This window comes from Acidovorax sp. GW835-FHT14G06, assembly GCF_058793595.1.
Map to the genome: position 1 here is coordinate 179,216 of NZ_JBXAGA010000010.1, position 25,324 is coordinate 204,539.

The window sequence follows — 25,324 nt, forward strand, 5'->3', positions numbered from 1 at the left end:
TTGCGCTAAGGTCTGCCCATGAACCTGTCTTTCCTGCGCCTTGGCTGGCGCACCCTGGCCCGGGACCTGCGCGCGGGCGAGTTGCGCCTGCTGATTGTGGCCGTCACCCTGGCAGTGGCCGCGCTCACGTCCGTGGGGTTTTTTGCCGATCGCCTGCAAGGCGGGCTGCAGCGCGATGCCCTGCAGCTGCTGGGGGGTGATGCTGTTGTGGCCAGCGACAACCCAACGCCAGCAGCTTTTGTGGAGCGCGCCAAGGCGCTCGAGTTGCAGTCAGTGACCACGCTGGGCTTTCCGACCATGGGCCGCGCGAGCGATGCGCAGGGCGGCGCCAGCAAGCTGGTGGCACTCAAGAGTGTGCAGTCGGGCTACCCGCTGCGCGGTAGCCTCACGGTGGCGGATGCCCCTGGTGCGCTGGAGCAGCCGACGCGCGACATCCCGGCGCCCGGCGAGGTGTGGGTGGATGCGCCGCTGCTCGAATCGCTCAATCTCGCCATGGGCGACAAGCTGTTGCTGGGCGATGCGCAACTGCGCATCGCGCGCATCATCGTCATCGAGCCTGACCGTGGGGCGGGCTTCATGAGCTTTGCGCCGCGTGTGATGGTCAACGAACTCGACCTGCCCGCCACGGGGCTGGTGCAGCCTGCCAGCCGCCTGACCTACCGCTTTGCCGTGGTCGGACCGGCATCGGCCATCAAAGCCTTCAACGATTGGGCGGTGGTCGAGGCCAAGAAGCCCGAAGTGCATGGCGTGCGGGTGGAGTCGCTGGAAAGTGGCCGCCCCGAGATGCGTCAGACGCTCGACCGCGCCCAGAAATTCTTGAGCCTGGTGGCGCTGCTGGCTGCGTTGTTGTCGGCCGTGGCGGTGGCACTGGCCGCGCGCGGCTTCGCGGCTGAACACCTCGATGCCTCGGCCATGCTGCGCGTGCTGGGGCAAAGCCAGCGCACCATTGCTGGGGCCTACACCACGGAGTTCGCGCTGATTGGCCTGTTTGCCAGCGCCCTGGGTGTGGCGCTGGGCTACGTGGTGCATTACGCCTTTGTGCTGCTGCTGGCGGGATTGGTGGAATCGGCCTTGCCCCCGCCCAGCCTGTGGCCGGTGGTGTTTGGCCTGGGCATGGGGCTCACGCTGCTGTTTGCGTTTGGCTTGCCGCCGGTGCTGCAGCTGGCGCAGGTGCCGCCGTTGCGGGTGATCCGGCGTGATGTGGGGGGGCTCAAGCCCGCCTCGCTGGCAGTGCTGGGTATCGGTATTGCTGGCTTTGCCGCGCTGTTGCTGGCGGTCAGCAGTGACATCAAGCTGGGCCTGATTGCCGTGGGTGGTTTTGCCGGTGCCGTGGCGCTGTTTGCAGGCCTGTCATGGGTGGCGGTCAAGCTGCTGCGCAAGAGCGTGAACGAGAGCACCGCCCCGCGTTGGCTCGTGCTGGCCACGCGGCAGATCTCCGCGCGCCCGGCCTATGCCGTTGTGCAGGTCAGCAGCCTGGCGGTGGGCCTGCTGGCCCTGGTGCTGCTGGTCCTGCTGCGCACCGACCTCATCAGCAGCTGGCGCAGGGCGACTCCGCCCGACGCGCCCAACCGTTTTGTCATCAACGTAATGCCCGACCAGTCCGAGGCATTCCAGCAGACGCTCAAGGACAGCGGAGTGGTTCGCTACGACTGGTATCCGATGATCCGGGGCCGCCTGGTCGCCGTGAACGGCAAGCCCGTCGGGCCTGACAACTACACCGACGACCGCGCCAAGCGCCTGGTGGACCGCGAGTTCAACCTGTCGAATGCGGTGGAGGCGCCGCCCCACAACCAGGTGGTGGCAGGGCGCTGGACGCCAGGCGAGGAGGGCGCCATCAGCGTGGAAGAAGGTATCGCCCAGACATTGGGCCTGCAGCTGGGTGACCGTTTGCAGTTCGATATGGGCGGCGTGCAGGATGAGGCCCGCATCACCAGCCTGCGCAAGGTGGACTGGGGTTCCATGCGCGCCAATTTCTTTGTGATGTACCCAGTGGCAGAGGTCAAGGATGTCCCGGTCACCTATCTGGCCGCCTACCGAGCACCCGAAACCCACGGTTTTGACAACGCACTGGTGCGCCAGTTTCCCAACATCACCAATGTGGACATGGGCGCCACCATTGCCCAGGTGCAGCGGGTGCTGGAGCAGGTGATCCGCGCGGTGGAGTTCTTGTTTGCGTTCACGCTCGCGGCCGGCCTGGTGGTGCTGTTTGCAGCCGTCACGGCCACCCGCGAAGAGCGCGCGCGTGAGTACGCCATCATGCGTGCCGTGGGGGCCCGTGCCAGCCTGCTGCGACAGGTGCAGCGGGCCGAACTGGTGGGTGTAGGCCTGCTGGCGGGCTTTCTGGCCAGCGCGGTGGCAGTGGGCGTGGGCTGGGCGTTGGCGCGTTATGTGTTTGACTTCACCTGGACTGCCGCCCCCTGGGTGCCTCTGGCAGGCGCGCTTGCGGGGGCCTTGTTGGCGCTGGCCGCAGGCTGGTGGGGCTTGCGCGAGGTGCTGTTGCGCCCGGTGGTGGACACACTGAGGCGTTCTGCCGAGTAACCGTCTGGCAGACGGGCGCACTTCACTGCACTTCACTGCGACAGAAAGGGAGAGAGGTCACCCGTGTGACCTCTGCCGCCCGCCGATGTCGAGCACTTTCTTCGGGTGTTTGCTTCGGGTGCCTTTCTTGCCAACTGCTGGGATATTGCCCAGTCAGCGATGCAACGCCCGCACGCGGCGCAAGGTGTTACGGCACCTTGCCTTGCCGGCCCAGAGTTTGAATAAAAACAGCTGGTAGCGCCGAATTCATATGTGCCAACAGCTATCAAATAAATAGCAAACGCACGCCAATGCGCTGACTGCGCATACTGCATTTTTGCCGCTCCGAGCCCGAAAAATCGCTTTTTGGGCCACCGGTGCGACAATAGAGAGCTAAATGACAAGTTCCTTTTCCAATCTATCGCTGGCTGAGCCGCTGGCGCGCGCCGTAGCCGAAATGGGCTACGAGTCCATGACGCCTATCCAGGCGCAGGCCATCCCGGTGGTGCTCACCGGCCAGGACGTGATGGGCGCTGCCCAGACCGGCACCGGCAAAACGGCCGCGTTCTCGCTGCCTTTGCTGCAGCGCCTGCTCAAGCACGAGAGCAGTTCCACATCCCCCGCCCGCCACCCTGTGCGCGCTCTGGTGCTGTTGCCCACGCGCGAGCTGGCCGACCAGGTGGCACAGCAGATCGCGCTGTACGCCAAATACACCAAGCTGCGCAGCACGGTGGTGTTTGGCGGCATGGACATGAAGCCCCAGACTATCGAGCTGAAAAAAGGCGTCGAAGTCCTGGTGGCTACGCCGGGCCGCCTGCTCGATCACATCGAAGCCAAAAACGCGGTGCTCAACCAGGTGGAGTACGTGGTGCTCGACGAGGCCGACCGCATGCTGGACATCGGTTTTTTGCCCGACCTGCAGCGCATCCTGAGCTACCTGCCCAAGCAGCGCACTACGCTGCTGTTCAGCGCCACGTTCTCGCCCGAGATCAAGCGCCTGGCGAGCAGCTACCTGCAAAACCCCATCACCATCGAAGTGGCCCGCCCGAACGAGACGGCCTCCACGGTGGAGCAGCGCTTTTACAGCGCCAACGACGACGATAAGCGCCGCGCCATCCACCAGGTGCTCAAGACGCGCGGCATCAAGCAGGCCTTCATCTTCGTGAACAGCAAGCTCGGTTGTGCCCGTCTGGCGCGCAGCCTGGAGCGCGAAGGCCTCAAGACCGCCGCGCTGCACGGCGACAAGAGTCAGGACGAGCGCCTGAAGGCGCTCGAAGCCTTCAAGAGTGGCGAAGTCGATCTGTTGGTGTGTACCGATGTGGCCGCGCGCGGCCTCGACATCAAGGACGTGCCTGCGGTGTTCAACTTCGACGTGCCTTTCAACGCAGAAGACTATGTGCACCGCATTGGCCGCACGGGTCGCGCCGGTGCGTCGGGCCTGGCCGTCACGCTGGTGTCGGGCAGCGACGCCCGCCTGGTGGCTGATATTGAGAAACTGATCAAGAAAAAGATCGATCTCGAAGCCATCGAATACGAAGAAGACCAGCCCCGTGGCCGCATCAACGACGGCCGCCGTGCCTGGCGCGAAGCCGGTGAGACGGGTGACGGGCGGGATGCGCTGCCGGCCGCTCCTGCTGCGCCACGGCGCGAGCGTGACCAGCGTATCGGCCGCGAGGGCCGCGAACAGCACCGTGGCTTCCGCCCGGCCGTTGCCTCGCGCGATCCCTTCTTTGAGAAGCCATATGAGGCCAGCGCAGCTGCCGATGCAACCCCCGCCTGGGAAGCTGCCAAGTCAGCCCCGCGCAGCAGCGTGTCAGCCAACATCAAGCCCAAGCGCAAGGTGGCTGCGCTGTTCAAGGCCGTCCAGCCAGAGACTTCGGTGCAGTGACGAAATTCAGGCCTTTTTAGGCCTGTAGCGCTTGATGGATAAGCGCAATTAGCTATATTTTCAGTAGCAAATGAGGCCCCCTCAGCCTGAATGCAAGCGGTGGTCGGCCCGGAGGTTCGGGGCCAGCCTGCGCAACAAGGCTACATCGATAGCACCGAAGGGGACAGCCCGCCCCCCACGCTGCTGCACAAACCGCTGTGCAGCCTCCGCATCGGCAAACGCGGGCAGATTGCCCGCCCGCATCGGCCCCATGGCCGAAGACCCTGTCACGTACACCGCCTCCTGCGCGTTCAGCCAACCACCCGTACCGGTATCGGTCACATACCTGGCCACGATGGCACCGGCCGTGCGGCCTCGCGTGTAGTGGGCCACGTTGCCCAGGTACAGCATGAGGCTGAGCGGTGAGTCAAAAAAGTACGCATCCCCGTCCGCAAAAATGACCTGCGCCGCCCACGCCCGTGCGCGGGCCGGGTACATGCCACACACCGGGCAGCGCGCGTCAGCGGGCACCTCGCGGGCAGCGGCCAGGGGCTGGCCCAGCGCAGGGGCGTAGGGCGTGGGCGGTGCCACCACGCACACATCGTCGCCGATGCCCTCCAAGGCGTCGTTGCCGGACGGGCGGGGCGGAGTGCGCTGGGGCCATTGCCATGCCACCAGGCCTGCCGAGCCCAGCAGCAGGGCTGCAAGGGCTGTGCGCCGGCTGGCTGCGTGTGGGCGGGGCATCAGCGCAGGCATGGGCGGCTCACATCCGCGTGTCGTGCAGTGCCCCGCCGCTCAGGTCCACCATGGCGGGCGTGATCTCGGCAAAGCGCAGAACCTTGCCGCCATATTCAGCAGCAAACTTCTTCGCGTCGGCTTCTTGCGCAAAGCTGCCGATGGTGGGGCCCATGGAGCCGTGGCGCTTGCCGCCCACCACGTAGATGGCGGTCTTGCCGTCTATCCAGTGGCCCTGTGGTGCATTCCAGTCGGCTTTGCCCATGTCCTGCACGTACACGGCCTGCACGGCGCGCACCTGTTCGCCGGCCAGCAGGGTGCTGAACAGCTCCACCGTGTCGCAGAAGAACGAAGGCTTGTCCTGCCCCGCAAAGCGCACCTGCGCCTTGGGGCCGGGGTAGTCGGCCAGCAGCATGCCGTCGAGTTCGCAGCTGGTGGTGCGGTCGATCTCCAAGGGTTTCAGGGACTGCGCGCTGTTGTCCGCCTGGCTGCAGCCGGTCAGGCCCGTGAGGCCGGTGAGCGTGCCCAGCGATGCGAGGGCCGCCCAGCCCAGCAGTTGGCGCCGTGTGGCGCAGGCGCATTGGTATTGGTTGTGGGATTTGTTCGTCATGGCTTGAATCTCCAGCTCGCCAGGCCCAGGGGCACCGCGATCCAGCCCGCCATCACCGCGCCCATCAGCCATGGCTTGGCCAGGGCAGGTGGCACGATGCTGGTCAGGCCGTACAGGGTGCGCACGTCGTCGAGCGAGAACACGTTGAGGATGCGGAAAACGTCGGCCGGGTTGAGCAGCAGCAGGTAGGCCATGGCCTCGCCGCCGACGCTGCCGCCTGTGGCCACCAGGGCGCCCAGCAGCAGCAGGTCAAACACCAGCACAAAAAAGAACCAGGCGGCAATCGCCAGACCGGAGGCGCGTGTGCGCTCGTGCGTGAGCACCGACAGCAGCACCGCCATGCTCAAAAAGGCCAGCCCTAGCAGCACCGAGCTGATCATGAAGCCGCCGTAGTGGAACAGCGCAGCCCCGCTGAACTGCCGGACCAGCAGCACCGCCACCAGGCCGAACCCCGCCAGCGTCGAGAGCGTGAGCGCCGCCGCCAGCCCCAGGTACTTGCCCAGCAGCAGCTCCAGCCGCGTGATGGGCAGCGACAGCAGCAGGTCGAGCGAGCCGCGTTCGCGTTCGCCCACGATGGCGTCGAAGCCCAGCAGCAGTGCGATCAGCGGGATGAGGTAGATGACCAGGCTGACCAGGCTGGCGATGGTGAACTCGATGGAGCGAAAGCCCACGGTGCCCTGCTGCGCGCCGCCAAAGTAGGCGATGGCCAGCGAGAACACGGTGAACACGAGCGCCACGGCCAGCACCCAGCGGTTGCGCATGCGGTCGCGGAACTCTTTGCCCGCGATGGTGAGGATTTGGTGGAATTCCATGGCTAGCCCTTGCGCAGGTCGAAGTACACATCCTCAAGCGAGGGCTCCTGGATCTGCAAGTCTTGCAGCGCGGCGCCCAGCGGTGCCAGCACACCCAGCACGGCCATCTTGCTGCCGCGCGGGCAGTCCACGTGCAGGCCTTCCGGCGTTTCCGTCCCGGTGATGCCGGGCACTGCAGAGAGCAGCTCCAGCGCGGCAGGCCGGTCGGCTGCGGCCAGCGTGAGGTTGATGGTCAGCGGCATGTGCGCCTGCTCGCGCAGCGCCTGCACACTGCCCAGGGCCTGCAGCTTGCCGGAGGCCAGGATGGCCAGGCGGTCCACGCGCTCCTGCAGCTCGGCCAGGATGTGCGAGGTGATGACGATGGTCACACCACCCGCCTGCAGCGCGCGCAGCGTGGCGTAGAAGTCGCGGATGGCTTGCGGGTCCAGGCCGTTGGTGGGCTCGTCGAGCAGCAGCACCTGGGGCTCGCCCAGCAGGGCCTGTGCAAACCCCAGGCGCTGGCGCATGCCCTTGGAGTATTCGCGCACGGCACGGTTGCCCGCGTGGGCCAGGCCCACGCGTTCCAGCAGTGCGGGGCATTGCGTGAGGGGCGCACCCTTGAGGCGGGCAAAAAAGCGCAGTGTCTCCAGCCCGTTCAGGTTGTCATACAGCACCACGTTCTCGGGCAGGTAGCCCAGGTGGCGGCGGGCGGCGCGAAAGTCGCGGCCCTGCACCGTGGCGCCGCCGACACGGATTTCGCCCGCAGTGGCGGGCGTGAGGCCCAGAATCATCTTGAACAGCGTGCTCTTGCCCGCGCCGTTGTGGCCGATGAGGCCAAAGATCTCGCCGCGCGCGATGCGCAGGTCGATGCCGTCCACGGCGTGCAGTGCGCCGTAGTGCTTGTGCGCGCTCCGCACCTCGATGGCGGGGGGCTCGCTCAGGTCAATGGGGGGAGGGTTGCGTGTCACGCTGAAAATTCCGTTGGGGTTGGTTCGGTTGCATGCGGGGCTTGGGGTCCACCACGGTGGGCACGCGCAGCACCGGAAACTGCTGGCCCACCAGGCGCAGTGCCTGCACGGCGGGGCTGGCCAGGAGCAGCTTGATGGCGGGGTGGCGCCAGGTCAGGCGGTCCACCATGTCGTTGGCCTCGTAGGGCACGTCACCCACGCCGTTGCCGTCGCGGTCCCAGCCCAGGTAGTTGCTCCAGTGGTTGCCGCCTTCGGTGCCCCAGCGTTCGTCGCGGGCGCCCACATAGCGCACCTGTTCGCGGTTACCGATGAAGTCGTTGTTGTCGACCTTGTTGCGGGTGGAGCCGGCCGACAGGTGCACGCCAACGGTGTTGCGCGCCACCAGGTTGCCGCGCAGGGTGACGTACTCCACGTCGTAGATGAAGAAGCCCCGGTTGTTCTCGGCCACCACGTTGTTCTCGATCACCGAGTCCTGCATGGTGCGCAGCATGATGCCGTGGTCGCTGTTGCCCCAGGCGCGGTTGTTGCGCACCACCTGGTCGCGCACCTCCATCAGCGCCAGGCCGCCCCGGTTGTAGTAGGTGTCGTTGTCCTCCCACAGGTTGTAGTAGGAGTTCATGTAGTGCGTGCCGTAGCGGCTGTGGTGCAGCCGGTTGCCGCGAAACACCGCGTGGTGCGACACGTCCACATACAGCGCGTCGCGCACAAAGCTGATGTGGTTGCCCTCGATGCGTGCGCCCGTGGTGTTGTACAGCTGCACGCCGTTGCCGCGCTGCGACGAGTTCACATCGCGCAGGCCGGTGATGGTGTTGTGCAGCACCTGTACATCGTTGGCCTTCTCGATCCACAGGCCGAACAGGTTGTAGGTGAGGTCGTTGTGGCGCACCACGGCGCGGTGTGCACCGGGGTAGATGTAGATGCCTGCGTTCTGGTCCTTGAGGCTGGTGCCCGAGTCGCGCACGATCAGGCCTTCGATCACCACGTCGGGCGCGGTGACGCGGATGGTGTCGCCCGTCTGGCCGCCGCTGAGCGTGGGGCGGTCGATGCCGCGCAGGGTCAGGGCCTTGTCGATGCGCAGGTTCACGCGGTAGAAGCCCCGCTGCACCTCCACCGTGTCTCCCGGCGCCGCAGCCGTGATGGCGGCCTGCAGGTCCTGGCCGGGGCGCACCTGCACGGTGGCAGCCGCCGCAGGAAGTGCTGTCCACAGCGCCAGGGCCGTGGCAACCGCAGCGAGTGCAAGGGGGGACTTCATCACGCCAGTCCCACCACAGCCTTGATGGCCAGGAAGAGTGCTGCGCCGATCAGCAGATTCTTGAAGCCCACATAGCTCAGCATGTCCATCACGCCCGCCCGGCGGTACTGGTCGCGCCACCACGGGCCGTCCTTCACATAGCGCTTGCCCGACAGGCGGATCAGCACCTCGTACACGCTCCAGCCAAACCACCAGCCGATGATGGCGCCCGACGACAACGTGCCCAGGGCGGTCATCACCCAGGCCACGCTGGCAGCCAGGGCGAGCGAGAAGCCCGCGATCTGCAGCGCGCGCCGCGACGCCCAGCCTTTGCGGCTCCAGGGCCACAGATGGTCCACCAGCTCCTTCGCCATCCAACGCAGGCCGCGCGAGCCTGCCTTGGTCTGCGGCAGCACCGGCGCTGTAGGCCAGCGTGGGTCCGACCCCTTCGCGGCCTTGGCCGAGATCTGGTCCTGCACCGTGGCAGGGTGGATCGGGATGAAATAGCCGTTCTTGCCGATGGGCGTGATTTCCAGACCATCTTTCTCGCGGCGCTTGCGTTCCTTGGCCAGGGGCGGGCAGCCCTTGGTGTCGGTGTAGAGAATCATGCAGTCGAGGCAGTGCAGGCATTCGCGGTGGTCGATGCGGCCGTCTGCGTCAATCGCCTGTGCACCGCAGCCCACGGCGCAGGCCTTGCAGCTGTTGCAGTCCTGCTTGCGCTTGAGGCCAAACCAGCGGAACGTGCTGGGCATGGCTAGCGAGGCGCCCAGCGGGCAGATGTATTTGCAGTAGGGCCGCTCGATGAAGATCGACACGCCCAAGATGGCGGCCACAAACAGGCCATAGGGCCAGGCGCGGTTCAGCGCGCCCACCAGGAAGGTGGTCTTGAAGGGTTCCACCTCGGCGAGCTTTTCGGCCAGGCCCATGGAGAACATCGACACCACCAGCAGCCCGAAGAAGACGCCGTATTTCACCCACTTGAGCCGGTCGTGCCACTGTTGCGGCAGCTGGGTTTGAAAGCGCTTGAGGCCCAGAACGCGTGCGATCTTGTAGATGCCCTCCTGCAGCGAGCCAAACGGGCACATCCAGCCGCAGAACAGACCACGCCCGAACAGGAACACCGTGACGATGATGAAAATCCAGAACAGAAAGATGAACGGGTCGGACAGGAACAGCGACCAGGTCCACTGGAACAGCAGCGAATGGAACCAGGTCAGCACCTGCGTGATGGAGGGCTGCGCCATGGCGCCGAAGCCGATCCAGCCAATGCTGAGGGCCCAGAAGCTGTACTTGAAGGCGTTGACGGGCCACTTGTTCTTGTGGGTGGACAGGCGCGTGAGCTTCTCGCGCAGGGCGTACACCACGCTCACGGCGATCAACAGCACGGCGAACAGTGCAATCTCTACCGCACGCGACTTCCACACGCGCACCCAGGGGGCATCAGGCTCGTCGATGGTGGGACGCCCGCCTTGCAGCATGGCGGCGGGCAGCCAGTAGGGCGTGTCGAAGCTGGTGAAGCTGCGAGTGCCCGTGGCACGGTCCACGCGGTTGCCCAGAAAGCTCAGCTTCCAGGGGTAGGCGGCTGAGAACGCGTGTGAGCGGATGATGAAGATGACCGATTCGTTGTAGCTGGGTGCGCCTGCGGCCTCGATGTCATACAGGTTGAGCGCGTCCAGGTCGCGGAAGGTGAACGAATCTGCGCCTTGGCGCACCTGCACGCGGTCGTAGATGCCGCCGCGCACAAAGCCCGAGCCCTTGAACGATTCCTTGCCGCCGGTGCGGACGATGAAAAAGGCGTGTTCGCCCTCCTTGAGCTGCAGGCGCAGGTTGTTCCAGCCATTCTCGCCCAGCACGCTTTTGCCCAGGTCAGGGTGGTTCAGGTCGCCAAACCACAGCTCGATGAACGGGTCGGGGCCCTTGTCCAGGCCCACCTGTTCGGGCAGCACCCGCAGGCGTTGTACGGTGCCTTGTTGCACCAGCTCGGCCCAGCTCAGGCGCTTGCCGGTTTCGGCATAGCGTGCGGGCTCGCGCACCGTGGGTGCGAGGATGCCCACCTGCCGCGCCACGGACGAGCCCGAGGCCATCATGACCTGGTTCTGCGCGATCACTGTGACCGTAGCGCCCGAGATGGCGTCGAGGCCCAGCACGTTTTCATCAGGGCGCGACTGGCCCACCTCGATCTTGTCGGCCACCGACTTGCCCAGGTACTGGGCGTTGAACTTGAGCAGTGCGGATTCGGGAATGCCCAGCAGCAGGATGGGCTCGGAATGCTTGAGCACCTTCACGCCCACGAAGCGACCTTGTGTGTCCATGCCGATCAGCGTGACCACAGGCTTGCCCGAGTAGGCCGGGGTGTCGGTGATGTCGGTGGAGAGCATCACATAGCCCAGCAGCTTCTTTTGGGCACCGTCGTTGTCGTAGGCCTCTACATAGGGCGGCTGGCCCTTGCGCTCGGAAAAATGGCTGGCCCCAGGGAACACATCCTTGCAGGGCACCAGTGCGCACATGTCGCGCGCGCTGGCCAGTTCGGCGGGCAGCTCGGCCTCGTAGGCGCCTGCTGCGGCATGGGCGCGCGGCACCAGCCAAAGGGCTACCAGCAAGACCAGAAGAAGCGTGGCGAACTGCCGACGGAGGGAAATCATGAGACTATCTTTTTGATAGCTGTTCGCGCTTATCTATCAAGCGCTAGCGGCCAATTTTTTTCAAATTGGGGCGCAGTTGTCACAACTGGCGCGCCCCAGACCAGGGATGCAGAGCAAGGGCCGCCCCGCAGCGAGTGCATCGTCCCCCTTCCCGAATCGCGCAGCGATTCGAGAGAAGGGGGAAGGCGCGCAGCGCCTCAGGGGGATCGCCCTGGTTAACCCTCCACGATCATCCGAGTGCGCATTTCCAGATGCAGCGCATGGCAGAAGTGCGTGCAGTAGCACCAGAACACACCGGGCTTGTCGGCCACGAAGCTCACCGACTTGGTCTCCAGCGGGTTCACGATGAAGTTCACGTTGTAGTTCGGGATCGCAAAGCCGTGGGTCAAGTCTTCGATCTTGTCCAGGTTGGTCAGGATCAGCGTGACCTCGTCACCCTTCTTGAGCTTGAACTCGCGCAGGCTAAAGGCCGGGGCTTGCGAGGTCATCTTCACGGTGACCTTCTTGCCATTGCGGAACACGCCGGACTCCTTGGGGTCCTTGACGGCCAGCGGGAACTCGTCGAGCGTGTAGACCTGCTTGGGGCGCACCAGGTCGCGCTTGAAGATGATGAAGTCATGGGGCTCGCCACGCACGGGGTGGTCGGCCAGCAGCACCATCTTCTCGCCCGAGATGTCGATGAGCTGTTCGTTCTCGGGGTGCAGCGGGCCCACGGGCAGGAAGCGGTCCTTGGAGAACTTGCAACCCACGGCCAGGATCTTGCCGTCGGCGGCCTTGGTTTCGGACTGCGACGCGTTCAAGTGGCCGGGCTGGTATTGCACATCGAGGCGGTCCACCACGTACTTGGCGGTCTTGTCGCCCGCGTGGAACTTGATGGCGGCTTCCACGTTCCACTTCACGACCTGGCTGTCCAGGAACAGGGTGGTGTAGGCATTGCCACGGCCGTCGAACGCGGTGTGCAGGGGGCCCAGGCCCAGCTCCACTTCGGCCACGATGGCGGAGTCCAGCTTTTCGAGCTTGCCGTCAAAGTAGTCGAGCACCTTGGCCAGCTCGATCACGGTGCCGGTGGGCGAGAGCTTGCCGGCGCAGATGAAGTACTTGCCATCGGGGCTGGCGTTCACGCCGTGGGGGTTCTTGGGCACGGAGACGTACGCCGTGAGCGCCGTCTTGGGGTCCTTGTTGGCTTCGTGCGTGCCGTCCACCACAGGCACCTTGCTGGTGCCGATGGTCTTGAACTTGCCAGCCTTCACGGCGGCCTCGATGCGGCCCACGTTGAAGAACAGGCATGCGTCGCGCTCGGCGGACATCATGTCCTCGTACTTCGCGCCCATCTCGGTGTTGTACTGGTTGGTGGCGGCCAGCTTGCCGTCGTACGACGTGGCGACCAGGTCGCAGTTGCCGTCGATCAGCACTTGCCAGCGCACTTCCATGGTTTCCGCGTCCACGCAGCTGAACATGGAGCGGTATTTGCTGGAGTCTTCAGTGCCTGTGTTGGGCAGGGGAATGGCGAACTCACCGCCGCAGAACACGCGCGTGGTGTAGTTGATGGCGGGGTCCACCGGGTCTGCCTTGTCCGGGAAGATGCCGTGAAAGCCCTGCACGTTCGGCAGCTTGGTGATCTTGTCGCACACGAAGTAATCGAGGCGGATGCGCGCGATGCGGCTGTTGATCTTGTCGTTGATCCAGGCGTAGCGGCCGTCGTAGTTGCCATCCTTGTACGAGGCGTGGGTGTGGTGGGTGTCGGCCACCGTGTATTCGAGGTGACCATCGGCCTTGGTGCCCATCACGGCCTTGGATTCATTGGTGATGCCCCAGCCCACCAGGGCGTCAGGCACGAAGCAGGGGATGCGTGTGATTTCGCGGCCGGAGGGCAGGCCCAGCACGCGCATGTCGCCCGTGTGGCCGCCGCTCCAGAGACCGTAGTAGGTGTCCAGCTCGCCGGGCTTGAGGTGCACGTTGGCGCCAGCGGCGGCATGGCTGGCCGCAGGCGCTGCCGGGGCGGGTGCCGCGGGCGTTGCAGCGCTGGGCTTATCGTTGCAGGCGGCTACGCCTGCGGTCAACCCGACCAGGGCGGCTGTGTTGATGAAACTGCGTCGGCCCAGGCCAGCAGCGGGAAGGGGACTGTCTTTTCTCTCGGTCATGGTTTTCCTCTTTGGGATCGCTCAGTTGAAAAGGGGTGGTGCGCGTGCAGGAGGGCTGAGCGCCACCTCTGTGCGTGCGGAAAGTGGTGTGTGAAAGCGGGGCTGGAAGGTGGGGGCTGCGGCAGTGGTGGTTGCTGCGAGTGGGGTGGTGGGTGGCGTGTCGGCCGCCAGGCACAAAGGGCAATCGAGGCCGATCGCATCTGCCGCCACCAGGCCTTCGGTGGTCTTCACCACCAGCCGGACACCACCGCTACCAGAGCCAGAACAGACCAGCTCCATGCCCCGTGGCGCTACCAGCGGCGAAGCCACCGCTACACCCAGCGCCATCACAAACCACGCCAGCACCCAAAGGCGCAGTCTTCGCAGGGTGTGATGGTTTTGCATGGCATGGATAATAGATTCACGTAATATGAATCAATTTGATCTGGATCATGCTTTGGAGGGGCCGGCATCTGCCCAAAAGTGCCTCTTGCACATACAGTCAATGCACCGGTCTGAGGCGGTGCTCGTGTAATGCCCGCAGGGGTTTTTCCGGCCACGTCCTGGACGCATTTCGTCGCGTTTCTCGCGCAGCCACAGGCCCTCTCAGATATTTGTTAACCCCCAAGAACAGGATGTATGCGATGCAAAAGAAAACCGTGATGGTCGCCGTAGCGATCTTGGCCGCACTGCTGGCCGGTTGTGGCGACAAGAAGTCGGAACCCACGCCAGCTGCTGCACCTGCGGCTGTCACAGCCCCAGCGCCCGCAGCGGCCCCCGCCGCACCGGCTGCCGCAGAGAACGAACTGGGAAAAAGTGTGTTTGGCAAGACCTGCGCCATGTGCCATGCCGCTGGCGTGGCCGGTGCCCCCAAGCCGGGCGACAAGGCCGACTGGGGTCCGCGCATTGCCCAGGGCAAGGACACGCTGTACAAGCACGCGATCGAGGGCTTTACCGGGGCCAAGGGCATGATGCCCGCCAAGGGGGGCTCTGCCAATCTGACCGACGCCGAGGTCAAGGCCGCCGTGGATTACATGGCCGACAAGTCGCTCTGAGCGGAGGCACCATGCAGCAAGCTTCTCTGCCCCCTCAGGGTCTGTCGCGCCGTCGCATGGTGATGGCGCTGCCCTTGTTGGGTGGTGCGGTCTGGGGTGGTGGCGCGTCTGCGGCCGCACGGGTGATGTCTGAGCGCAGCTCGCGTCCCCTGATGGGCACGCAGGTGGATATGGCGGTGGAGGGCGTTGATGGCCCGCAGCTGCGCCGCGCCATGGACCGGGCCTATGCAGAGATGCAGAGGCTGGAGGCGCTCATGAGCCGCTACCAACCCCGCAGCGTGGTCAGTCGCATCAACCTGGCGGCGGGCATCGTGCCTGTGGCGGTTCCGCCCGAAGTCATGGCGGTGCTGCAGAGCGCCCAGCGTGTGTCGGCGGTGAGCCGTGGTGCCTTTGACGTGACGGTGGGGGCTTTCAAGTCCTGGAACTTTGGTCCCGGCGACAAGGTGGTTCCCGGCGCCAGCGAAATCGCGCGGCAACTGCCCCTGGTGGATGCGCGCAGCCTGGTGCTGGACGTGGCCGCTGGCACTGCCTTCCTGGCCCGCCAGGGCATGGCGCTGGACCTGGGCGGCATCGCCAAGCTACCGATCCTGGAAGCTGGCATGAACATGCTGCGCTCCGAAGGGGTTGAGAACGCCATGATCAACGGTGGTGGTGACGTGCTGACCCACGGGCTGTGGCAAGGCAGGCCCTGGCGTGTGGGGCTGCGCGACCCGCGTTCCCCCGAGCGCCTGCTGGGTGTGGTGGCCGTGGCGGGCGCCGGTGTGGTGGCCTCGTCGGGCGACTATGAGCGCTTCTTCTTCCACCAAGGCCAGCGCCAGCACCATGTGCTCAATCCGCGCACAGGGCGCCCGGCATCGGGCGTACATGGCGTGAGCCTGGTGGCGCGCGACGTGGCAGCCGTCAACGGACTGGGCGCGGCGCTGATGGTGCAGGGCCCGCAGGCGGGCAGGGCACTGGCGCAGCGCATGCCGGGGCTGGCCGTGCTGATCGCCGGGCAGGACGGTGGTGTCTGGCAGTCCACCGCCATGTCGGCCCTGCTGGAACCTGTGCCGTCCTGAGCCTGTTGCGGTTTGTTCAGCCAGGGGCCTGGGCTTGCTCGCAGTGCACCTGCAGCAGCTCGCGTTCGGCCAGCGTCGCGCCAAAACGCACGGCGCTCAGGCAGCCGCCCCACACGCAGCCGGTGTCCAGGCCCAGAAGGTCGCTGCGGTTGAGCCAGCCCAGCGTGGACCAGTGGCCAAAAGCCATCAGCGTGCCGGCGGTGCGCCGTTCTGGCGCGTCAAACCATGGCATCAGGCCTTCAGGGGCTGCGCTGGCGCTCTCAGTGCTTTCAAAATCCATCACACCCTCGGAGGAGCAAAAGCGCATACGCGTCAGTGCGTTCACGATCACACGCAGCCGGTCGGAGCCTGTGAGGGCATCGTTCCAGTGGTCCGGCGTGTTGCCGTACATGCTGTGCAAGAAGGTGGGCAGATCCGGGCTGCGCAGCACGGCGTGGACCTCCTGCGCGCGTTCCAGGGTGTCTGCTGCAGTCCAGGCGGGTACCACGCCCGCATGCACCATCAGCAGGGTCTGGCCGGCATGCTCATGGGTCCGCGCCAGTGGCTGGTGGCGCAGCCAGTCGAGCAAGGCGCTGCGGTCTGGGGCATACAGCACGGACGCCAGGGTATCGCGGCGCGATGGCTTGCGCGCACCGTGTGCGGCGGCCAGCAAGTGCAGGTCATGGTTGCCCAGCAGGCAGCGGATGGCATCGCCATGTTGCATGCAGCGGCGCAGCACAGCGGCAGAGTCAGGCCCCCGGTTGACAAGGTCCCCCAGCAGGTACACCGTGTCACGGCTGGCAGAAAAGCCGATGGTGTCCAGCAGGCGGCCCAGCGCGGCGTCGCAGCCCTGGATGTCGCCGATACAGTAAAGTGCCATGATGGTCTTCGGTTGTGAACCTGATTGAGTGAAGCATGGATTTTCTGCTGATCGCGCTGCTGACCCTGCTCAACGGCGTGTTCGCGATGTCCGAACTGGCGCTGGCGTCAAGCCGCAGGTCGCGTTTGACCGCCATGGCCGAAGCGGGTGACAAGGGCGCTCAGGCCGCTCTTGCGCTGCTCGAGAACCCCACGCAGTTTTTGTCCTCGGTGCAAGTGGGCATCACCTCCATCGGCATGCTCAATGGAATCCTCGGTGAGGCTGCATTCAGCGACGACCTGGGGCTGTGGCTGCAGCAGCTGGGCATGCCCGTGCGGGCCGCCAGCATCACCGCCACCGCTCTGGTGGTGACCGTCATCACCTTCGTCACCATCGTGTTTGGCGAGCTGGTGCCCAAACGCATCGGCCAGCTCTATCCGGAGGCGGTGTCCCGCCTGGTGGCGCGGCCCATGGCCTGGGTGGCCCGGGTGGCCAAGCCTTTTGTGCGCCTGTTGTCGCTCTCGACCCAAGGGGTGCTGCGCCTGATGCGGGTGGACAACACAGCGGGGCGCTCTGTCACGGAAGAAGAAATCGTCGCCAGCCTCGAAGAAGGGCGCGAGGCCGGTGTGATCGAGCACCATGAGCACCAGATGGTGCAAAACGTCTTTCGCCTGGACGACCGGCCGCTGACCTCGCTGATGGTGCCGCGCAGTGATGTGGGCTGGCTCGATGCGGGGTGGTCGGTGTCGCAGGGCTTGCAGCAGGCAGGCCGTGGCGGCGAGCATGCCGCGCATTCGTGGTACCCCGTGTGTCGCAACTCTCTGGACGAGGTGGTGGGCATTGTGAGCGTGGCCCGTTTGCTGGAGCTGGGACCCGATGCGCCCGGCACGCTGGAGCAGTACGTGAAGCCCGCAGCCTTTTTGCCCGAGACCTTGAGCGGCATGGAGCTGCTCGAGCAGTTTCGCGCGCGTTCGGGGCGCATGGTGTTTGTGGTGGACGAATATGGTGTGGTGCAGGGCATCATGACCCCGCACGATCTGCTCGAAGCCATTACCGGTGAATTGCAGCCTGGCGCTGCCGCCGACGCCTGGGCCACACCGCGTGGTGATGGCGCGTGGCTGCTGGATGGGCTGATGCCTGTGTCCGAACTCAAGGCGCGTCTGGATATTCGGGATCTGCCCGAGGAAGACCGTGGGCGCTATAACACCCTGGCAGGGTTTTTGATGGCAGAAACCGGGCATTTACCTGCCGTAGGCGAACAGATTGTGTGCGTCGGCTGGATATTCGAGGTGCTGGCCCTGGAGGGCAAACGCATTGACAGGGTATTGGCACAACCCGACAGCATCCTCTGAAGCCGTTATGGCTCCCTGGACCAGTGGCTGGCTCGGGAGTGAATATGCCTGGCAGCATTTTGTGGTTTCTTAATGCAAAATTTTTATCCCGACGTTTGCTGAGGGCGGTTATCCATATAATCGCGTGGTCACCAACCCCATTTTCTTATTCAGACACCATGACCAGCTACAAAGAACTTTTGAAGCAGCGTGAAGCGCTTGAGCAACAAATCAGCGAAGCCCGTCGCCGAGAATTGTCGGATGCTGTAGCCCAAGTGCGCGCTCTGGTGGCCGAATATGGTCTGACCGCCCAAGACGTTTTCCCCGCGGGCAAGGCCGCAGGGAAAACCGGCCGCAGCTCTACCGCAGGCACCAAAGTGGCCCCCAAATACCGTGACCCGGCTACCGGCCAGACATGGACCGGCCGTGGCAAGGCTCCCAAGTGGATTCAGAACGAAAACCGCGAAAAGTTCGCTATCTGAGAACCGGCATTCACTATGCTCAAAAAATAGCCTGCAGTTGCGGGCTATTTTTTTGGGGTGGTCTGGCATTCGGCAGCAGGGCTGCTGTGCCCCATCCAGTATCCTGAGATTTCTCAGAGCGCGCTGGCAGCAAGAAATCTGCAACCTGCGTTCACCGGGCGGATATCGCAAAACACGCAGTCCAAGCCAGCAGTCGGCTATGACCCCCCAAAACACCGTCAGCGTGTTGTCGTTCGACCCACCTCGGCCGATCAATCTGCAGCATATTGCTGTGCCATCTCTCGCAGTACCTGGGCAGTAAATGCATCGGCCGGGAAAAACGATTCCACCGCCAGCTCCTGCAGCGTCACATCCACCGGAGTGCCGAATATCGTCGTGGTGCTGATGAGCGAAAGCATGCCGTGCACGCTATCGAAACAAAACGGCATCACCACACCCAGCATTTCTCCCTCCATGACGAGTGGTGTGGATTCATCGGGCGCGGGGTATTCCTGCAGTTCGGCCTGCAGGGCCAGCAATGCCGGGTCGGCCGTGGCATGAATCTGCTGGCGCAGGCGCTCGAAGAGATGGTGGCGCCATTGCGCCAGATTGGCGATGCGTGACGCCAGCCCCTGCGGGTGCAGGCTCAGGCGGAACACGTTGATGGGGGACACGAGCAGTTCAGGGCTCACGTGCGCGGCCAGCAAGGCCTGCGCTGCGCGGTTGGAGGCCACCACGTTCCAGCAGCGGTCGAGCGCGATGGCGGGGCAGGGCTCGTGGCCCTTGAGCACCAGCTCCACGGCCTGGCGCGCTGCGGTCAGTGCCGGGTCGTCCAGCGCGCGTTCTCGGTACATCGGGGCGTAGCCTGCCGCCACCAGCAGCGCGTTGCGTTCGCGCAGTGGGATGGCCAGGCGCTCACACAGGCGCAGCACCATGTCGCGGCTGGGGTTGGTGCGGCCGGTTTCCATGAAGCTCACGTGCCGCGTGGAGATGTCTGCCTCGTCGGCCAGCTCCAGCTGGCTCAGGTGCCGCTGCTGGCGCCAGGTGCGCAGGTGGTCACCAAAACTGGCGGGCCCCGCTGCTGCAGTGCGGTGCGGCAGCGGATGACGCGGGGTGCGGCGAGAAGGGGTGGAGGGTGCGGACGTCATGCCTCGCATCCTAGGCCCAACCAGGCCGCAGACCATTACCTGCCACGTCATCGACGCCATGCGCCGCAGCGGCAACGATGCAGCCTTCTTCAACCCCCAAGGAGCTTGCCATGTTGAACCTGTTGTCTTCCCCCTCCCTTTTGCGTGCCGTGGTCTGGTTCGATGCGTCCACCGGGCTGCTGTTGGGCGCCTTGCATCTGCTGCTGACGGCGTCGCTGGCGGAATGGCTGGGGCTGCCGCCCGAACTGCTGCTGGTGTCGGGCGTTTTGCTGCTGGGCTACGCTGCACTCGCCACCCGCATTGCCCGCGCGCGCACCATGCCGCGCGGAGGGCTGTGGGCGCTGATCGCTGCCAACTTTGGATGGGCGTTGGCCAGCCTGGTGCTGCTGCTCGGTAACGCCGTGGCACCCACGTTGCTGGGCCAGGCGTACCTGGTGGTGCACGTGGTCTCGGTGGCGCTCATTGCTGAGCTGCAGTGGATGGGTGTGCGCCGCCTGCCTGCATGGGCTGCCGCTTAGTTCTTCTGTGCTATATATTTGATAGCTATTGAGGCATAAGGATGTAGCGCTTGGGCGGTTTTTTCCGCAAAATTGGTGAAAAGAGCGTCGTATGAGCCTCTGCGCCAGGGCGGCGGGGCACAGCGGCATACCCCCAACGATTGCGCCGTCATGGGGGACTGCCAGAATAGACGCTGTTGCCTTTTCTAGGAGTTCGCCATGGCCTCATCGTCCAAGCCGCTAGCCAAACCGTCGTCCAAGCCCGTACGCCACGCCTTTGCCAACACGCTCAAGGGCTTCAAAACGGCGTCGGGCAAGGAGGGCAAGTTCTACTCCCTGCCCGCGCTGGCCAAGCAGTTTCCGCAGATCCAGCGCCTGCCCGTGTCGATCCGCATCGTGCTCGAATCGGTGCTGCGCAACTGCGATGGGCGCAAGGTGACGGCTGAGCATGTGCAGCAGCTGGCGCACTGGCAGCCCCAGGCAGAACGCAAGGACGAGATTCCGTTCGTCGTCTCGCGCGTGGTGCTGCAGGATTTCACTGGTGTGCCGTTGCTGGCCGACCTCGCCGCCATGCGCAGCGTCGCTGCCAAGCTGGGCAAGAACCCCAAGAAGATCGAGCCGCTGGTGCCGGTAGACCTCGTGGTGGACCACTCCATCATGGTCGACCACTACGGCAAGAAGAATTCGCTCGACCTGAACATGAAGCTGGAGTTCCAGCGCAACCGCGAGCGCTACGAGTTCATGAAGTGGGGCATGCAGGCCTTTGACACCTTTGGCGTGGTGCCGCCGGGCTTTGGCATCGTGCACCAGGTCAACCTCGAATACCTGGCGCGCGGTGTGCACAAGCGCAAAGACGGCGTGTACTACCCCGACACCCTGGTGGGCACCGACAGCCACACCACCATGATCAACGGTATTGGCGTGGTGGGCTGGGGCGTGGGCGGCATCGAGGCCGAGGCCGCCATGCTGGGCCAGCCCGTGTACTTCCTCACGCCCGATGTGGTGGGCTTTGAGCTGACGGGCCAGCTGCGCGAAGGCGTGACGGCCACCGATCTGGTGCTCACCGTGACCGAGCTGCTGCGCCAGCACAAGGTGGTGGGCAAGTTCGTGGAGTTTTTTGGTGAAGGCACGCGCACGCTGGCACTGCCCGACCGCGCCACCATCGGCAACATGGCGCCCGAGTACGGCGCGACCATGGGTTTCTTCCCGGTCGATGAAAAGACGATTGACTATTTCAAAGGTACGGGCCGCACCAAGACCGAGATCGAAGCGTTCGAGGCCTACTTCAAGGCCCAGGGCCTGTTTGGCGTGCCGCTGGCGGGTGAGGTGGACTATTCGCAGGTGGTGAAGCTCGACCTCGGCAGCGTCACGCCGAGCCTGGCGGGCCCCAAGCGTCCGCAAGACCGCATTGAGTTGGGCAAGGTCAGCAGCCAGTTTGCCGACCTGTTCAGCAAGCCCAATGCCCAAAACGGCTTCAACCGCCCGGCCGAGCTGCTGCACACGCGCCACCATATCCACCGTCATGGCGAAGCTGCGGCCGAAGAGGCTACGCCAGACGGCAAGCCCACCCCGGCGGGTGCTCCGCGCTCGGTGGTGGAAATGGAGGCCAACAAACCCGCGCTGGCCACTGCACACGATGAGGCCCGCGCAGCCAAGCTGCCCGCCAAGGGGGCCGATCCCACCGTGGGCAATGGCGATGTGCTGATTGCCGCCATCACCAGCTGCACCAACACCAGCAACCCCAGTGTGCTGCTGGCTGCAGGCCTCTTGGCCAAGAAGGCGGTGGAGGCGGGCCTCAAGGTCCAGCCGCATATCAAGACCTCGCTGGCGCCCGGTTCGCGCATCGTCACCGAATACCTCACGCAGACCGGGCTGCTGCCCTACCTGGAAAAACTGGGCTTTGCGCTGGCGGGCTACGGCTGCACCACCTGCATCGGCAATGCGGGCGACCTCACGCCCGAGCTGAACGAGGTCATCACCAGCAACGACCTGGTCTGCGCGGCCGTGCTCTCGGGCAACCGCAACTTCGAGGCGCGCATCCATCCCAACCTCAAGGCCAACTTTTTGGCCAGCCCGCCGCTGGTGGTGGCGTATGCCATCGCGGGCACGGTGCTCAAGGACCTGATGACCGAACCTGTGGGCAAGGGCAAGGGTGGCAAAGACATCTACCTGGGCGACATCTGGCCCACCAGTGAAGAAGTCCACGCCTTGCTCAAGTTCGCCATGAACGGCAAGGCCTTCCGCGAAAACTACGCCAAGGTCGCCACCGACCCCGGCAAGCTGTGGGAGAAGATCAAGGGCGTGAGCGGCACCGCCTACACCTGGCCCGCCAGCACCTACATTGCCGAGCCGCCGTTTTTTGCCCAGTTTGCGCTCGACAAGGGCGCGGCGTTGGCGTCGGCAGTACATGGAGCCCGCATCATGGCGCTGTTTGGCGACTCCATCACCACCGACCATATCTCGCCCGCAGGCTCCATCAAGGAGAGTTCGCCTGCAGGCCAGTGGCTGCTGCAGCACGGCGTGCAAAAGGCAGACTTCAACAGCTACGGCGCCCGCCGGGGCAACCACGATGTGATGATGCGCGGCACCTTTGCCAACGTGCGCATCAAGAACCTGATGATCCCGCCCACTGCCGATGGCTCGCGCGAAGAGGGTGGCGTCACGGTGTTCCAGAACGACGGTGCGCTGCAGGGCGAGAAGATGTTCATCTTTGACGCTGCCATGCAGTACATGGCGCAGGGCACGCCCACCGTGATTTTTGCGGGCGAAGAGTACGGCACCGGCTCCAGCCGCGACTGGGCTGCCAAGGGCACGCAGCTGCTCGGCATCAAGGCGGTGGTGGCACGCAGCTTTGAGCGCATTCACCGCTCCAACCTCGTGGGCATGGGCGTGCTGCCGCTGCAGTTCAAGGCGGGCGATTCGTGGGAAACGCTGGGCCTGACGGGCAATGAGGTGATTGACGTGGTGCCTGATGCCGCACTCACGCCACAGAGCGACGCGCGGCTGGTCATCCACCGTGCCGACGGCACACGCCAGGAGGTGGTGGTGACCCTGCGCATCGACACCCCCATCGAGGTGGACTACTACCAGGCCGGGGGCATCCTGCCTTTTGTGCTGCGCCAGCTGCTGGAGGGGTGAGGGCCCGCTGCACCTTGCTCCCGTGCCGCATCGCGCGCTGCGCTGATGCGTGCGCGCAACGCCGGGGCGCAGCGCAGTCCCGGGCTGTCGTGGACGGGGCTTCGGCCCCGTTTTTCATGGTGCGAGCGCTCTGGTTATTTCCTTACGCGTAGATACACTTGTGACGTTGTACGGCCATTTCGCCGGCACTGCCTTTCACCCCTTTGTCCATGCCCCCTTCCAACAGTTCTCCGTCAGCGCGCATGCCCTGGTCGGATGCGCCCGCCATCACTGTGGTGCTGGTAGTGGCAGTGCTGGCGCTGGTTGTGGTACCACTGGCGCAGATGCTGGGCGACGGGGCTGGTGCACAGCATGGGCTGGAGCCGCTGCTGGAGCTGGTGGCGGTGCTGCTCGGTCTGCTAGTGGTGTCGGTGTCCCTGCACGCCCTGGAGGCGCAGGAGCAGGCACGTGCCAACGTGCTGGTGGTGGGCTTTGGCGTGGCGGCTGCTTGCAATTTTCTGCATGGGGTGCTGGTGCACTCCGGCCCCGTGCACATGCCCCCGGGCAGTGCCGACATGTCGTTGTGGCTGAGCAGCTGGGCGCGTGTGGCCGAGGCTCTGACCTTGGGGCTCACCGCCACGCGCTTGTCGGCCCCCGGCCCGGCCCGCGCCTGGCTGGCAGCGGCGGGGGGCGTCACGCTGGTGCTGGCAGGGTCGGCGCTGGGGCCGCTGCCCCAGTGGTTTGCCCATGCCGCAGACGGTGCCTTGCGCCAGGTGGTGGCTGTGGGGCTTGCCCTGGCACTGGCCGCCAGTGGGGTGTTGCTGCACCGCAGCAGCCGCCGCGAACAGGCCCCGCGGGAGCGCCTGTTTGCCTGGGCTGCCGGAGCTTTTGTGTGTGGCGAGGTCACCGTGGGCGCGTTGGGCGGACATTCGACGCTGGGCGGAGTGCTGTCCCATGGCTTTCGGGTGGTGGCTTACGCGCTGCTCTATCAAGCGGTGTTCGATGCGGGCATCCGTCGCCCGTTTGCGCGCATCCAGGAAGCAGAGAGCCGCTTGCGCGAGAGCGAGGGGCGTCTGTCATTGCTGGGTCGCAACTTGCCGCACAGCGTGTTGTTCCAGGTCGTGCGCGAGCTGGATGGCCGGGTGCATTTTGTGCATATGGGCGACGCCATCGAGCGGCTCAATGGGGTGCGGGCCGAAGACGTGCTGCAGGACCCGCGTGCGGTGTACCGGCAGATCCTCCCGGAAGACATAGATCGCCTGCGCCAGGCAGAGCGCCAGTCCTACCTGTCCATGACCAGCCTGGAGGCCGTGTTTCGGCTGCGCCGCACCGACGGCCAGGTGCGCTGGATGCACCTGAGTTCGTCGCCACGCCGGCTGCAGGATGGCCGGGTGTTGTGGGACGGCGTGCAGACCGACATCACCGCCCACCACCAGGCCGAGGAGGCAGCGCACGCCCAGCAGGCGCTCATGGCCAACACGCTGCGCCATGTGCCGGGTGGTGTGTCGCGGATTGATCGGGACTTGCGCGTGCTATACGTCAATGAACAGCAGGCCCGCTGGCTGTACACCACGCCCCAGGCGCTGGAAGGGCAGCGGCTGCAGGATGTGATCCCGCCCGAAGTGTTCGCGCGCATCCACCCGCATCTTGAAAAAGCCTTTGCGGGCGAGACAGCCGTGTTTGAAAACCGCATTGACGGCCCCGACGGCACCCAGTTTCGCCACACCACCATTGCGCCCGAAAGCGTGACGGAGCAGGGGGTGGCTGCCGTGGTGCTGTTCGCCTACGATTTGACCGCCCTCAAGCGCATCGAACAGGAACTCGCCCAGCAGAAGGCGCATCTGGCCAGCGTGGTCAATGCCATGCCGGACATGGTGTTCATGAAAGACACCAACGGGGTGTACCTGTCGGTCAACCCGGTGTTCGAGCGTTTTGCCGGCCGTCCGGAGAACCAGATCGTGGGCTGCAGCGACTTTGACCTGGTCGCGCCTGCCGACGCAGAGCGCTTTCGCAAGTATGACCAGCGCGCCATGCAGGCCTGGCAGCCGCTGGTATATGAGGAGACGCTCACCTTCGCCGAAGATGGCTACCAGGGCCAGTTCGAGACCATCAAGACGCCCATCCGCGATCTGCATGGCCGCGTGACGGGCATCCTGGGCGTGTGCCGCGACATCACAGACCGCAAACGCGCTGAACAAGAGATCGAACGCCTGGCGTTCTACGACGCGCTCACGGGCCTTCCCAACCGCCGCCTGCTGCTGGACCGCCTGCAACGCTCCATCGCCGCCTGCCAGCGCACCAAGAACCTCGGAGCCCTGCTGTTCATCGACCTGGATAA

Annotated in this window: 19 protein-coding genes; 9 read left to right on the forward strand and 10 right to left on the reverse strand. The window is 65.1% G+C overall.

What is annotated here, in order from left to right:
* Window positions 1-18: 18 nt before the first annotated feature.
* Together AC1Q64_RS18740 and AC1Q64_RS18745 are read left to right on the forward strand one after the other, a co-directional pair.
* The gene (locus AC1Q64_RS18740; RefSeq protein ID WP_492252377.1) at window positions 19-2,538 is read left to right on the forward strand and encodes an ABC transporter permease; all 2,520 of its coding nucleotides are present in this window, start codon (window positions 19-21) and stop codon (window positions 2,536-2,538) included.
* Between the two features lie 376 nt (window positions 2,539-2,914).
* Window positions 2,915-4,405, forward strand: a complete 1,491-nt coding sequence (locus tag AC1Q64_RS18745; protein ID WP_291437071.1) for a DEAD/DEAH box helicase — start codon at window positions 2,915-2,917, stop codon at window positions 4,403-4,405.
* A gap of 81 nt (window positions 4,406-4,486) precedes the next feature.
* On the opposite strand, the gene AC1Q64_RS18750 is transcribed toward AC1Q64_RS18745, so the two are convergent.
* The 8 genes from AC1Q64_RS18750 to AC1Q64_RS18785 all read right to left on the reverse strand — a co-directional run bounded on the left by AC1Q64_RS18750 (window position 4,487) and on the right by AC1Q64_RS18785 (window position 13,886).
* Window positions 4,487-5,140 carry a nitrous oxide reductase accessory protein NosL gene (locus AC1Q64_RS18750; protein WP_492252378.1) on the reverse strand — a complete coding sequence of 218 codons (654 nt, stop codon included), beginning with the start codon at window positions 5,138-5,140 and terminating at the stop codon, window positions 4,487-4,489.
* 7 nt (window positions 5,141-5,147) lie between these two features.
* On the reverse strand, window positions 5,148-5,729 hold the full coding sequence (locus AC1Q64_RS18755; RefSeq protein WP_492252379.1) for a nitrous oxide reductase accessory protein NosL: 582 nt from the start codon (window positions 5,727-5,729) through the stop codon (window positions 5,148-5,150).
* Entirely contained in the window at window positions 5,726-6,541 is an 816-nt protein-coding gene (locus AC1Q64_RS18760) for an ABC transporter permease (RefSeq protein WP_492252380.1), read from the reverse strand. The genes AC1Q64_RS18755 and AC1Q64_RS18760 overlap by 4 nt, the downstream gene beginning before the upstream one ends.
* Before the next feature lie 2 nt (window positions 6,542-6,543).
* Window positions 6,544-7,488 carry an ABC transporter ATP-binding protein gene (locus tag AC1Q64_RS18765; RefSeq protein WP_492252381.1) on the reverse strand — a complete coding sequence of 315 codons (945 nt, stop codon included), beginning with the start codon at window positions 7,486-7,488 and terminating at the stop codon, window positions 6,544-6,546.
* On the reverse strand, window positions 7,463-8,740 hold the full coding sequence (locus AC1Q64_RS18770) for a nitrous oxide reductase family maturation protein NosD (protein WP_492252382.1): 1,278 nt from the start codon (window positions 8,738-8,740) through the stop codon (window positions 7,463-7,465). Before AC1Q64_RS18770 ends, AC1Q64_RS18765 begins: the two co-directional genes overlap by 26 nt.
* Window positions 8,740-11,361, reverse strand: a complete 2,622-nt coding sequence (locus AC1Q64_RS18775) for a 4Fe-4S binding protein (protein ID WP_492252383.1) — start codon at window positions 11,359-11,361, stop codon at window positions 8,740-8,742. The genes AC1Q64_RS18770 and AC1Q64_RS18775 overlap by 1 nt, the downstream gene beginning before the upstream one ends.
* 215 nt (window positions 11,362-11,576) lie before the next feature.
* Window positions 11,577-13,502 (reverse strand): TAT-dependent nitrous-oxide reductase, encoded by a 1,926-nt coding sequence (gene nosZ, locus AC1Q64_RS18780; protein ID WP_492252384.1) that lies wholly within the window; start codon window positions 13,500-13,502, stop codon window positions 11,577-11,579.
* 21 nt (window positions 13,503-13,523) lie between these two features.
* Window positions 13,524-13,886, reverse strand: coding sequence for a hypothetical protein (locus AC1Q64_RS18785; protein ID WP_492252385.1), 363 nt, complete (start codon window positions 13,884-13,886; stop codon window positions 13,524-13,526).
* A 239-nt stretch (window positions 13,887-14,125) separates the two neighbouring features.
* On the opposite strand from AC1Q64_RS18785, the gene AC1Q64_RS18790 reads away from it, so the two are divergent.
* Window positions 14,126-14,536, forward strand: a complete 411-nt coding sequence (locus tag AC1Q64_RS18790) for a c-type cytochrome (RefSeq protein ID WP_291437091.1) — start codon at window positions 14,126-14,128, stop codon at window positions 14,534-14,536.
* An 11-nt stretch (window positions 14,537-14,547) separates the two neighbouring features.
* The gene (locus AC1Q64_RS18795) at window positions 14,548-15,594 is read left to right on the forward strand and encodes an FAD:protein FMN transferase (protein ID WP_492252386.1); all 1,047 of its coding nucleotides are present in this window, start codon (window positions 14,548-14,550) and stop codon (window positions 15,592-15,594) included.
* Between the two features lie 16 nt (window positions 15,595-15,610).
* On the opposite strand, the gene AC1Q64_RS18800 is transcribed toward AC1Q64_RS18795, so the two are convergent.
* Window positions 15,611-16,453: a symmetrical bis(5'-nucleosyl)-tetraphosphatase gene (locus AC1Q64_RS18800; RefSeq protein WP_492252387.1), complete on the reverse strand. Its 843-nt coding sequence runs from the start codon at window positions 16,451-16,453 to the stop codon at window positions 15,611-15,613.
* Window positions 16,454-16,488: 35 nt separating this feature from the next.
* On the opposite strand from AC1Q64_RS18800, the gene AC1Q64_RS18805 reads away from it, so the two are divergent.
* Window positions 16,489-17,784: a hemolysin family protein gene (locus tag AC1Q64_RS18805; RefSeq protein ID WP_492252388.1), complete on the forward strand. Its 1,296-nt coding sequence runs from the start codon at window positions 16,489-16,491 to the stop codon at window positions 17,782-17,784.
* Window positions 17,785-17,942: 158 nt separating this feature from the next.
* The gene (locus AC1Q64_RS18810) at window positions 17,943-18,245 is read left to right on the forward strand and encodes an H-NS histone family protein (protein ID WP_260668268.1); all 303 of its coding nucleotides are present in this window, start codon (window positions 17,943-17,945) and stop codon (window positions 18,243-18,245) included.
* Between the two features lie 251 nt (window positions 18,246-18,496).
* Here the strand turns inward: AC1Q64_RS18810 and AC1Q64_RS18815 are convergent, their stop codons facing one another.
* A complete protein-coding gene (locus AC1Q64_RS18815; protein WP_492252389.1) occupies window positions 18,497-19,372 on the reverse strand; it encodes a helix-turn-helix domain-containing protein in 876 nt (291 codons plus the stop codon).
* Window positions 19,373-19,482: 110 nt separating this feature from the next.
* Between AC1Q64_RS18815 and AC1Q64_RS18820 the strand changes: the two genes are divergently transcribed.
* The 3 genes from AC1Q64_RS18820 to AC1Q64_RS18830 form a co-directional block, all read left to right on the forward strand.
* Window positions 19,483-19,890 (forward strand): hypothetical protein, encoded by a 408-nt coding sequence (locus AC1Q64_RS18820; RefSeq protein WP_492252390.1) that lies wholly within the window; start codon window positions 19,483-19,485, stop codon window positions 19,888-19,890.
* A gap of 198 nt (window positions 19,891-20,088) precedes the next feature.
* Complete coding sequence (locus AC1Q64_RS18825; protein ID WP_492252391.1) at window positions 20,089-23,007, forward strand: aconitate hydratase; 2,919 nt, start codon at window positions 20,089-20,091, stop codon at window positions 23,005-23,007.
* A gap of 209 nt (window positions 23,008-23,216) precedes the next feature.
* Window positions 23,217-25,324, forward strand: a 2,108-nt coding sequence (locus AC1Q64_RS18830; RefSeq protein ID WP_492252392.1) for a PAS domain-containing protein, incomplete at its 3' end; no start/stop codon positions are given.